We start from the raw sequence: 10,539 nt of genomic DNA on the forward strand, positions 1-10,539 counted from the left end.
TCCGCCATGCGTTACCCGAACCTTTTCAAGCCGCTCACGCTGAACAAGCTGACTCTGCGTAACCGCATCGTCAGCACGGCGCATGCGGAGGTTTATGCCGAACCGGGCGGCCTGCCCGGCGATCGCTATATCCGCTATTACGAGGAAAAAGCGAAGGGTGGCGTGGGACTCGCCGTGTGCGGCGGTTCGAGCCCGGTGTCGATCGACAGCCCGCAAGGCTGGTGGAAGTCGGTGAACCTGTCGACCGACAAGATCATCGATCCGCTCTCGCGTCTTGCCGAAGCCATGCACCGTCACGGCGCGAAGATCATGATTCAGGCCACGCACATGGGCCGCCGCTCCGCATGGCATGGCGAGAACTGGCCGCATCTGATGACGCCCTCGGGCGTGCGCGAGCCGGTGCATCGCGGTAACGCGAAGATCATCGAAGTGGAAGAGATTCGCCGCATCATCGAAGACTTCGCTGCCGCTGCGAAGCGCGTGAAAGATGCGGGCATGGACGGCATCGAAATCTCGGCGGCGCACCAGCATCTGATCGATCAGTTCTGGAGCCCGCGCACCAACTTTCGCACGGACGAATGGGGCGGCTCGCTCGAAAACCGCCTGCGTTTCGGCGTGGAAGTGCTGAAGGCCGTGCGTGAAGCGGTAGGCGCGGATTTCTGTGTGGGCCTGCGCATGTGCGGCGACGAGTTCCATGAAGACGGCCTCTCGCACGAGAACCTCAAGGAGATCGCGCAGGCCATGTCGGAGACGGGCCTGATCGATTACATCGGCGTGATCGGCTCCGGCGCGGATACGCATAACACGCTCGCCAACTGCATGCCGCCGATGGCGCTCCCGCCCGAGCCGTTCGTGCATCTTGCGGCGGGCATCAAGTCGGTGGTGAAGCTGCCGATCATGCATGCGCAGAGCATTCGCGATGCAGGGCAGGCCGAGCGTCTGCTCGCGAACGGCATGGTCGATCTCGTCGGCATGACGCGCGCGCAGATTGCGGACCCGCACATGGTCATCAAGATTCGCGATGGCCGCGAGGACGAGATCAAGCAATGCGTCGGCGCGAACTACTGCATCGACCGCCAGTACAACGGGCTCGACGTGCTGTGCGTGCAGAACGCGGCGACATCGCGTGAAGCGACCATGCCGCATGTCATCGAAAAGACGCGCGGACCGAAGCGCAAGGTCGTGGTCGTCGGCGCGGGGCCTGCGGGACTCGAGGCGGCGCGCGTGGCGAAATCGCGCGGGCATGACGTCGTGCTCTTCGAGAAGAACGATTACGTCGGCGGCCAGATCATGCTTGCCGCAAAGGCGCCGCAACGCGAGCAGATGGCGGGCATCGTGCGATGGTTCGACATGGAAACGAAGCGGCTCGGCGTGGATCGTCGCCTGGGCGTCGCGGCCGACGACAAGGCCATCATGGCGGAGAAGCCCGATATCGTCGTGCTCGCGACGGGCGGTTCGTCGTTCACGGATCAGGTGCCTGCATGGGGCGTCGAGCAAGGGCTCGCCGTGAGCGCGTGGGACGTTCTCTCGGGCAAGGTCGAGCCGGGCAAGAACGTGCTCGTCTATGACGGCGTGAGCACGCATGCCGGCGCGGGCGTGGCGGACTTCATCGCATCACGCGGTGGAAACGTCGAGATCGTGACGCCCGATGTGAAAGTGGCCGATGACGTAGGCGGCACCACGTTCCCCATCTTCTATCGGCGTCTGTATGCGCAAGGCGTGATTCATACGCCGAACTACTGGCTCGACAAGGTGTACGAGGAAGACGGCAAGAAGATCGCCGTGCTGCGCAACGAGTACACGGAAGAGCAGGAAGAGCGCGCGGTCGATCAGGTGGTGATCGAGAACGGCAGCACGCCCAACGACGCGCTGTACTGGAAGCTCAAGCCCGAATCGCTCAATCGCGGCCAGGTGGACGTGCACACGCTCTTCGCGGCGCAACCGCAGCCGTGCTTGTCCGAAGAGCTCGGCAACGGGCGCTTCCTGCTGTTCAGAGTCGGCGACTGCATCTCGATGCACAACATCCACGGCGCGATCTACGACGCGCTGCGGCTTTGCAAAGACTTTTGACGAGGGCATTGCACGATGAACCCCGTGTTTGTCATCACCGCCTTGCTGTGGCTCTCGGTGGCGGGTCTCGCCTTCGCCGTCATGAAGCGCGCGGCCTACTGGCGCGAAGGCCGCGCCACCGCGGCCGGCGCGTACGGATGGGCGAATCTGCTTAGTATCCCGAAGCGATATTTCGTGGACCTGCACCATGTCGTGGCGCGCGATCCGTACATCGCGAAGACGCACGTTGCGACAGCGGGCGGCGCGATTCTCGCGATGGCGCTCGTCTTCGTCAACTACGGTTTGGCGATCTATTCGCCGTGGATCGACAAGCTGATCTTCATCGCGGCGCTCGTCATGCTGGGCGGCACGTTCTTCGTGTGGAAGCGCAGGCACGGCGCGAAGCAAGTGCCGGCGCGTCTGTCGCGCGGACCGTGGGACGCGTTGCCGCTCTTGCTCGGCGCGTTCGCGTTCGGCCTCGCGTTGTTCACGCTGCTGCCTGCAACGTGGATGTCGGGTGCGCTTGCGATCATCGTCGCATTGTCGATCGCGGCGGGCGCTTACACGATGACGTTCGGCGCGGCGCGAGGCGGCCCGATGAAGCACGCGATGGCGGGTCTTCTGCATCTCGCGTTTCATCCGCGTCAGGAGCGTTTCAAGGCACAGCATGAAAACGACGTGGTGCCGCCCACGGCGCTGAAAAAGCCCGTGCTGGATGCGAAGGAATACGGCGTCGGCAAGCCGGTCGAGTTCCGCTGGAACCAGCTCCTGAGTTTCGATGCATGCGTGCAGTGCGGCAAGTGCGAGGCGGCTTGCCCCGCGTTCGCATCGGGCCAGCCGTTGAACCCGAAGAAGCTGATACAGGATCTCGTGACCGGCATGGTCGGCGGCACGGACGCGGCCTATGCGGGCAGCCCCACGCCGGGCATTCCCGTCGGCAAGCATGTGGGCGCGCCGGGCAAGCCGCTGATTTCGAGCATGGTCGAAGCAGACACGATCTGGTCCTGCACCACGTGCCGGGCATGCGTGCAGGAGTGCCCGATGCTGATCGAACATGTCGATGCCATCGTCGATATGCGCCGCAATCAGACGCTCGTCGAAGGGGACGTGCCGGGCAAAGGTCCGATCACGCTCGCCAATCTGCGCGAGACCGGCAGCGCGAATGGCTACGACATCGGCGCGCGTTACGACTGGTCGGTGGATCTGCAAGTGCAGGTCGCCCAGCCGGGACGGCCGGTGGACGTGTTGCTGATAGCAGGCGAAGGCGCGTTCGACATGCGCTATCAACGCACGCTGCGCGCGTTCGTGAAGGTGCTGAACAAGGCGGGCGTCGATTACGCGGTGCTCGGCGGCGTCGAAACCGATACGGGCGATACCGCTCGCCGTCTGGGCGACGAAGCCACGTTCCAGCAATGCGCCTCGAAGCTGATGGAGACGTTGTCGCGCTATACGTTCCGGCGCATCGTCACGGCGGACCCGCATGTGCTGCATAGCCTGCGCAACGAGTATCGCGCGCTCGGCGGCTTCTACGAAGTGCAGCATCACACGGCGTTCATGGCCGAACTCATGGCCGGCGGCAAGCTCACGCCGAAGGCGGCCGCCGTGCTCGCGGACAAGAAGATCACGTATCACGATCCCTGCTATCTCGGCCGCTACAACGGCGAGACCGAAGCGCCGCGCAAGCTGCTGAAGACCATCGGCATCAAGGTCGTCGAGATGGAGCGTCACGGCATGCGCGCGCGCTGTTGCGGTGGCGGTGGCGGCGCGCCGCTCACCGATATCCCCGGCAAGCAGCGCATTCCCGACATTCGCATCGCGGACGCGAAAGCGGTGGGCGCCGATGTGGTCGCGGTGGGCTGCCCGCAATGCACCGCGATGCTCGAAGGCGTGGTCGGTGCTCGTCCCGAAGTGCTCGACGTGGCGGAGCTGGTCGCCGCAGCACTGGAGTAACGCATGAACACGATCAAACGAATCGATCCGCGCCGGCCGTTCATCGTCACGACAGCGGGCCTGCGGCGTATCACGCTGGGCGAAGTCGGCACGGGCGTGTTGCAGGATTTCGCGTCGGCCCATGCCACGCATCGCGATACGGCAAAGCCGCGTCGCACGACGAAGCCCGCGCGGCGCAGCGTGCTGGTGGCGGCGCATACGGATCGCGGCGCGCTCGATGACCACGCGCGCCAGACCCTTGCCGCTGCGGCGCTGCTCGCGGACGACGAAACCGAGGTCGTGCTGATCGCATTTGGCGCGTTCAACGACGACGCGGCATCGCTCGGCGCGGATCGCTATATCGCAATCGATGCGTTCGATAGCCGGCGTTTCGCGCCCGACGAAGAACTGCGCGCGCTCGCCGCATGCGCCGCTGCGTTCGCGCCCGCGCATCTTTTCATGCCCGACAACGCAACGGGCGATGGCGATCTCGGCCGCCGTTACGCGGCGCTCGCCGGTGCGAGCATCGCGACGCATGTCGTCGAACTGGATGCGACGCACGCCGCGAGTTATGCGCAAGCGGGCCGCGCATGGGCATCGCGCGCATTGCCGGAGGTCGTGATGCTCGCGCCGAATGCGGTGGATGCGAAGCTGCCTTTCGTCGGCGCGGGCGAACGCGTGGCGAGCGAGGGCATCGTGCCCGCAGCGACGGCGAGCGCGTATGTCGATCTCGGCATCGAGGAGCTGGACGCCGCGCAGATCGCGCTGGAAGAGGCGGATTTCATCGTGTCGGCGGGCAATGGTGTCTCCGACGTTGCCGCGTTCGAGGCGCTTGCCAGCACGCTCGGCGCTGCGATAGGCGCGAGCCGCGTCGCAGTGGATGACGGCAAGTTCACGCGCGACAAGCAGATCGGCGCAACGGGCAAGACCGTGCAGGCGAGCGTGTATATCGCGTTCGGCATCTCGGGCGCGGTGCAGCATCTGCAAGGCATCAAGGATTGTCGTCACGTCATCGCGGTGAATTCCGATGCAAGCGCGCCCATCGCGAAACGCGCGAACCTCACGGTCGTCGCGGATACGCACGAGACGATCAAGGCGCTTACCGATGCAGCGGCGGCCGCGCGCGCATCGCGTGGCAACGGAGCGTCCATCGTGCTCGGCGCGCCGCTCGCGGAAGGAGTGTTCGCATGAAGATCGCCGTACTCGTTTCCGTGGGACGCCATCCGGTAAGCGGTGTCGCGCGCTATAGCCGCAACGACGCCGCCGCGCTGACCATCGCGCTTGATATCGCGAAGCATCAAGGCGCTCAACTCGACGTGCTGCACGCGGGCGATCCTTCGAACCCCGCGCTTGCGGAATATCTCGCACTCGGCGCGCCGCGCGTCGAAGTGCTGAACACCGAAGGCGATGCGTGCGCCGCGCTCGCAGGGCGCATCGCGGGCTATGACCTCGTGCTGACGGGAACGCGCGCAGAAGGCGCATTCGATAGCGGCACGTTGCCGTACAAGCTCGCGAATGCGTTGAACATCGCGCTCGTCGGGTCAGCGGTGGATTTGAGCGTGACGAAGGAAGGCGTCGAGGTGCGTCAGTTCATGCCGAAGGGCCTGCGCCGGCGCGTGCGCGTGCAACTGCCTGCGCTCATCGCCGTGCATCCGCTCGCCAATGCCGCGCCGCGTTATGCGTATGCGCGCATGCGCGAGGGACAGGTCGTGCCGATGGCATCGAATGCGCCGGTGGACAACGAGAGCAAGGCGTGGACGCTCGGCCCTATCGCAGCGAAGCCCAAGCGCCTCGCCGCGCCGGAGAAGCGCAGCGGCCACGCGCGCATGCTCTCCGCGACGACGACGGAGAGCCGTGGCGGCAGCGTCGTAATTGAAGGGAGTTCCGTCGAAAAAGCACAAGTGATTCTGGCGTATTTGCGCGAGCATCAACTGGTCGATTACTGATATCGACGCGCAGCAGACGATAAACGGGCCAAAGCGGGGCCAAAGCGATGCAGGAGCACACGATGAAAGTATCGGCAGACGTTCGCGCAATGATCGAACGCCGCAAGAAGGGCTACACGCTCGAAGCGCCGTTCTATACGAGCGAAGAGATCCACGCGCTCGATATGGACGCCATCTTCAAGCGGCACTGGATTCAGGTCGCTGTAGAGCCGGACGTGCCCGAGCCCGGTGACTACACGACAGTCGAGATCGGCAGCGATTCGATTCTGATCGTGCGCGACGACGACATGCAGATTCGTGCGTTCCATAACGTGTGCCGTCATCGCGGCGCGCGGCTGTGCAATGAAGAGAAAGGCTCGCTCGGCAATATCGTGTGCCCGTATCACAGCTGGACGTATAGCCTCAACGGCGATCTCATGTTCGCGGAGCACATGGGCGACCAGTTCGACCGCTGCAAGCACAGCCTGAAGAAGGTGCATGTCGAGAATCTCGCAGGCTTGATCTTCATTTGTCTCGCCGACGAACCGCCCGCCGATTTCGCCGTGATGCGCGCGGCCATGGAGCCGTATCTGCTTCCGCATGGCCTTGCGGATTGCAAGATCGCGGCGAGCATCGATATCGTGGAGAAGGGCAACTGGAAGCTCACGATGGAGAATAATCGCGAGTGCTATCACTGCGTCGCGAATCATCCCGAGCTCACCATTTCGCTCTATGAATACGGCTTCGGCTATCAACGCTCGCCCGCGAACGAAGAAGGCATGGCGGCGTTCGAGCGCACGGTCGTCGAACGCACGAAGCAATGGGAAGCGATGAATCTGCCGTCGGCGGAGATCGATCGTCTCTCCGACCTCGTCACCGGCTTTCGCACGCAGCGCCTGCCGCTCGATCGCGACGGCGAATCGCAGACGCTAGATGCGAAGGTCGCATCGAAGAAACTGCTGGGCGGCTTCGCGCGCGCGGACCTGGGCGGCCTGTCGTTCTGGACGCAGCCGAATTCGTGGCATCACTTCATGAGCGATCACATCGTGACGTTCTGCGTGATTCCGCTCTCGGCAGGCGAAACGCTCGTGCGCACGAAGTGGCTCGTGCACAAGGACGCGCAGGAAGGCATCGACTACGACGTCGATAACCTCACCGCCGTGTGGCGCGCGACGAACGATCAGGACCGCACGCTCGTCGAGTACTCGCAACTCGGCGCGGTGAGCAGCGCCTATGAGCCGGGCCCGTATTCGCCCTATACCGAAGGCCTCGTCGAGAAGTTCTGCGAGTGGTACATCGGGCGGCTCGGCGACTATGCGAACGCGCCCGACGAGAAGCTCGCGTCGCATGGCGAGAAAGTCGTTTCCTTCATGCGCTAGGCGCGTTAAAGAGGCACATCATGATGCGCGATCAGGCGACGTTCGAGCCGACTCCAAGCCGCGTGACTCAACCGAGGTTCTGGGGCGCGCTGCCCGCGCGCTGGAACAGCGACACCGACGATACGCTCGTCTGCTGCCACGTCCGGCAGGAAACGCACGACGTGAAGAGCTTTTTCTTCCGTGCAGCCGATGAACGCTCATTCGTCTTCGAGCCGGGACAGTTCATTACGCTGGAACTGGACATCGACGGCGAGCCGGTGAACCGCTGCTATACGATCTCGTCCGCGCCGACGCGTCCGCACACCATCTCGATCACGGTGAAGCGCGTGCCGGGCGGCAAGGTGTCGAACTGGCTGCATGACAACGTCGTCGCGGGATCGCGCGTGCGCGTGCTCGGACCATCGGGCGAGTTCACCTGCGCGCGGCATCCGGCGCGCAAGTTCCTGTTTCTCTCGGCGGGATCGGGCATTACGCCGCTCATGTCGATGAGCCGCGCGCATCACGAACTGGGCGACGATGCCGATATCGTCTTCGTTCACAGCGCGCGCACGCCGGACGACATCATCTTCGCGCGCGAGCTGGATCTCATCGCGTCGAATCATGCGAACTTCCGCACGGCGTTCGTGTGCGAGCGGGTGGGCGCGCGCACGAATTGGCCTGGAATCACGGGCTTTTTGAGCTTGCCGCTGCTGAAGCTGATTGCGCCGGACTTTCTCGAACGCGAAGTCTTCACGTGCGGTCCGGCGCCGTACATGAAAGCAGTGCGCGATCTGCTCGATGAAGGCGGCTTCGATCGCACGCACTATCACGAAGAGAGCTTCTCGTTCGAGACCATCGCGGACGTGGCCTCGCAACTGGCGAGCGCGCATGTCGGCGATGCACTGGCCGCACACGCCGAGACCATCGAAGCACGCAATGATTCGAGCGGCTTCGCGCCCGCGCCGGTGGACACCACGTTCAAGGTGAGCTTCGCCAAGAGCCGGCGCGAGATCGAATGCGGCAGCACGCAGCATGTGCTCGACGCCGCGAAGAAAGCGGGCGTGCGCCTGCCGTCGTCGTGCACGCAGGGCATGTGCGGCACGTGCAAGGTGAAGCTCGTCTCCGGCGAAGTATCGATGAAACATGCGGGCGGCATCCGTCAGCGCGAGATCGATCAGGGCATGGTGCTGCTGTGTTGCAGCACGCCGCTTAGCGATCTCGTCGTCGATAAATAACGCGTCGCTTCTGGACAACTGCGTGTCGTAAAAGTGCGTTACGTGGCAATTCTGGCTGGCGATTCTGCATACACGGCGTGGGGCCGCAAAGGGGAAAGCAATGAAAGCGATGAGAAGACTGTTCGTGCTGGGCGCGATGAGCGCGGCCCTCGCAGCGAGCATGGGTGCGCTCGCCGATGAGAAGCCGACCATCAAGATCGGCTACGTCGAAGGATGGGACGATAGCGTGGCCACGTCGAACGTGGCGGCGCGCATCATCGAAAAACGGCTCGGCTATCAGGTGCAACTGGTGCCGGTCGCGGCGGGCGTGATGTGGCAGGGCGTGGCTCGCGGCGACCTCGACGCGACGCTGTCCGCGTGGCTGCCGGTCACGCACGGCGCTTACTGGAACAACTTCAAGTCCAAGGTCGTGGATCTCGGACCGAACTTCAATGACGCGAAGATCGGCCTGATCGTGCCGGAAAACGCCGACGTATCGAGCCTGGCGGACCTCCAGGCGAAGAAGGCGGAGTTCGATTCGCGCATCGTCGGCATCGACGCGGGCGCGGGCGTCATGCAGAAGACGAGCGAAGCGATCAAGGCATACAACCTCGATTACCGGCTCATGCCGAGTTCCGGCAGCGCGATGACGGCCGAGCTTGCGCGCTCGGAAGCGGCCAACAAGCCGATCATCGTGACCGGCTGGAAGCCGCACTGGATGTTCGCGAAGTACAAGCTGAAGTTCCTCGAAGATCCGAAGAAGGTCTTCGGCGAGGCCGAGCATGTCGATAGCGTGGTCAACCCCGAGCTTGAGAAGAAGGCGCCGCCTGTCGTCGCGTTCCTCAAGAAATTCCAATGGAAGCCGGGTGAGATCGACAGCGTGATGCTCGCGACGCAGAACGGCGAGAAGCCGGCTGCTGCCGCGGACGCATGGATCAGCGCGCACGGTGATCGCGTGGATAGCTGGGTGAAGTAAGCGTTAGGCAGCACCCATGAAAAAGCGCCGCTCGTGAGCGGCGCTTTTTGCAAAGAAAGTAACCCAGTAATTTTGAATTATCGATTTCAAAGCGGATTCCGAAGCAATTCAGCCTACACCCCCCCTGAACCCCCTCCGCAGCAGAATCGGCAATCGGGACACAATCTACATATAGTGTAGCCGGATAGTAACAGCGGGTGCTGCGACGGTCCTCCCGCCGTATCCACCGCTTCCCGTCGCGCGCGGCGCTCGCCCTTAGCGCTCGTCCATTCGCCTCGTCCTCTCCCTTTACCAATTCGACTGCCCGCCGTCGAGGACGCTCACCGTCTACGCGCCTCGCCCGATCAGTCGTTCCCGCCTACACCGACGCGGTCGCTCGTCCTTCGTGGCTCGCGCTCGCCGTTTGCACGCCCGATCTTTCGTATGTAATTGACGCCATCCGAAAACTACCCTTTCGCTTTTGATGGTTATCGCAGCACAAGCATGCAGTTGATCCTCAATACCGGCGAGCCTTGCGGCTCCCCTGCCACGTCCCGCCCATAGGCGAGCACAGGCAACGCGCGCTCTTTGGTCAAAGGTCGGCGCGCGCGCGAACGCTAGCCCGCAGTGCGCGGGCGTCGCGGGTCGTAAAGGCTACAGGCTGTCAAACCTGTTCCGGCGCAACCACGCGCCAGAAGTCAAAGAAACGCCAAGACGTCCCACCAGCATTTTAGGACCTTTCCGATTTATCCGGCATAGAGGTGCCGTGCTACTGTCCCCGTCGCGGGCGGGCCGTCCGGCTTCTTATTTGCCACTCCTAACGTTGCTTCGGCCCGTCTGTTCTTGCGCTCGACCAACAACAACGAGACCCGTCCGACGCGGGTTCCTTCTCGTGGAGAACAGCAAATGAGAGATGCAAACGGCCGCGATGCCGCGCGCCTTGGCGACAAGACCACACACGGCGGTGTAGTGATTCAAGCAGCGCCCGATTTCAAGCATTTAGGGATTCCCGTTGCCCTCGATCAACACCTGACCGAGTGCCCGAAGTGCGGCGGCACCTTCCCTATCATCGCCACCGGCAAAATGACGCATAAGGGGCGACGTGTCGC

The 10,539-nt window shown here is 63.5% G+C and carries 8 protein-coding genes; all 8 read left to right on the forward strand.

Annotation, left to right across the window (positions count from 1 at the left end; all coding sequences use genetic code 11):
* Window positions 1–6 precede the first annotated feature (6 nt).
* Window positions 7–2,070, forward strand: coding sequence for an NADH:flavin oxidoreductase (locus tag NCR35_RS19360; protein WP_250535696.1), 2,064 nt, complete (start codon window positions 7–9; stop codon window positions 2,068–2,070).
* A gap of 15 nt (window positions 2,071–2,085) precedes the next feature.
* Window positions 2,086–3,999, forward strand: a complete 1,914-nt coding sequence (locus tag NCR35_RS19365) for a (Fe-S)-binding protein (RefSeq protein WP_250535697.1) — start codon at window positions 2,086–2,088, stop codon at window positions 3,997–3,999.
* Between the two features lie 3 nt (window positions 4,000–4,002).
* Window positions 4,003–5,169 (forward strand): electron transfer flavoprotein subunit alpha/FixB family protein, encoded by a 1,167-nt coding sequence (locus tag NCR35_RS19370; protein WP_250535698.1) that lies wholly within the window; start codon window positions 4,003–4,005, stop codon window positions 5,167–5,169.
* Entirely contained in the window at window positions 5,166–5,924 is a 759-nt protein-coding gene (locus NCR35_RS19375; protein ID WP_250535699.1) for an electron transfer flavoprotein subunit beta/FixA family protein, read from the forward strand. The genes NCR35_RS19370 and NCR35_RS19375 overlap by 4 nt, the downstream gene beginning before the upstream one ends.
* A gap of 62 nt (window positions 5,925–5,986) precedes the next feature.
* A complete protein-coding gene (locus tag NCR35_RS19380) occupies window positions 5,987–7,282 on the forward strand; it encodes an aromatic ring-hydroxylating oxygenase subunit alpha (protein WP_250535700.1) in 1,296 nt (431 codons plus the stop codon).
* Window positions 7,283–7,302: 20 nt separating this feature from the next.
* Window positions 7,303–8,496 carry an FAD-binding oxidoreductase gene (locus tag NCR35_RS19385; RefSeq protein ID WP_502801702.1) on the forward strand — a complete coding sequence of 398 codons (1,194 nt, stop codon included), beginning with the start codon at window positions 7,303–7,305 and terminating at the stop codon, window positions 8,494–8,496.
* A gap of 100 nt (window positions 8,497–8,596) precedes the next feature.
* Entirely contained in the window at window positions 8,597–9,451 is an 855-nt protein-coding gene (locus tag NCR35_RS19390; protein WP_250535701.1) for a glycine betaine ABC transporter substrate-binding protein, read from the forward strand.
* An 885-nt stretch (window positions 9,452–10,336) separates the two neighbouring features.
* Window positions 10,337–10,539, forward strand: a 203-nt coding sequence (locus tag NCR35_RS19395; RefSeq protein WP_250535702.1) for a PAAR domain-containing protein, incomplete at its 3' end; no start/stop codon positions are given.

The sequence above is a fragment of the Caballeronia sp. AZ10_KS36 genome (genome assembly GCF_023631105.1).
GTDB lineage: Bacteria > Pseudomonadota > Gammaproteobacteria > Burkholderiales > Burkholderiaceae > Caballeronia.

Excerpts from the sequence above, each read along its gene's own strand:
- NCR35_RS19380 (WP_250535700.1), top strand. The coding sequence starts at position 5,987 with ATGAAAGTATCGGCAGACGTTCGCGCAATGATCGAACGCCGCAAGAAG.
- NCR35_RS19375 (WP_250535699.1), top strand. The coding sequence starts at position 5,166 with ATGAAGATCGCCGTACTCGTTTCCGTGGGACGCCATCCGGTAAGCGGT.
- NCR35_RS19385 (WP_502801702.1), top strand. The coding sequence starts at position 7,303 with ATGATGCGCGATCAGGCGACGTTCGAGCCGACTCCAAGCCGCGTGACT.
- NCR35_RS19360 (WP_250535696.1), top strand. The coding sequence starts at position 7 with ATGCGTTACCCGAACCTTTTCAAGCCGCTCACGCTGAACAAGCTGACT.
- NCR35_RS19390 (WP_250535701.1), top strand. The coding sequence starts at position 8,597 with ATGAAAGCGATGAGAAGACTGTTCGTGCTGGGCGCGATGAGCGCGGCC.
- NCR35_RS19365 (WP_250535697.1), top strand. The coding sequence starts at position 2,086 with ATGAACCCCGTGTTTGTCATCACCGCCTTGCTGTGGCTCTCGGTGGCG.
- NCR35_RS19370 (WP_250535698.1), top strand. The coding sequence starts at position 4,003 with ATGAACACGATCAAACGAATCGATCCGCGCCGGCCGTTCATCGTCACG.